This window comes from Aminobacter sp. P4_D5 (genome assembly GCF_056401815.1).
The window spans coordinates 1-576 of sequence record NZ_JBFUIP010001121.1; the positions used below are offsets into that span (position 1 = coordinate 1).

Consider the following 576-nt stretch of genomic DNA (forward strand, 5'->3'; position numbering starts at 1 on the left):
CGGCGGGACAGCGTCATGGCGGTACTCCGTGGATTCAGATGACACCCGGCGCGGCGTCGGGATCGACCGCACGGATGACGAAGGTTTCGACCTCGGGCGAATAGGCGTCCCACAGCGTGCGCAGCGCCGAGATGGCCTCGGGCGCCAGGTCCACGCGCAGGTCGACCAGCGGGAAGACCTCGCGCTCCATCACGAGCAGCGCGGAGGAGATGACGGGGCGGCCCTCGCCGCCCGCGGCCTCGCCGGCYTCCATGGCGYGCAKCAGGCGCTCGGCCAGCGGCTCGCTCTCGCTATCGAGGAAGGCGGCGGCCATGGCGGCGGGCACGCGGTCGTTGGCAAGGATGTTCCCCATTGCCACGCAATCCTTCACATGCACCGCGTCCTTCGCCGGCTTCACCGCCGCGCCGTCGAACTGCGCCGTGCGGCCCTGGGCGTCGATGCAGGCGAGCTGCCGCCACTTGTGGTGCGGCGTGCTGGCCACCAGCGCAGCCAGCGTCTCCTCGGCGGAGCAGCCGCTGGCCAGCAATTCGAGCCCGCGTGGCCCGAGGCGCGGATCGGTGCGGTGCTGCGTGAGCA

The 576-nt window shown here is 71.9% G+C and carries 1 protein-coding gene; it reads right to left on the reverse strand.

Annotation, left to right across the window (positions count from 1 at the left end):
- Window positions 1–34: 34 nt before the first annotated feature.
- The coding region (locus AC1DWF_RS37015) for a DUF1028 domain-containing protein (RefSeq protein WP_476843402.1) at window positions 35–576 on the reverse strand (542 nt) is incomplete at its 5' end.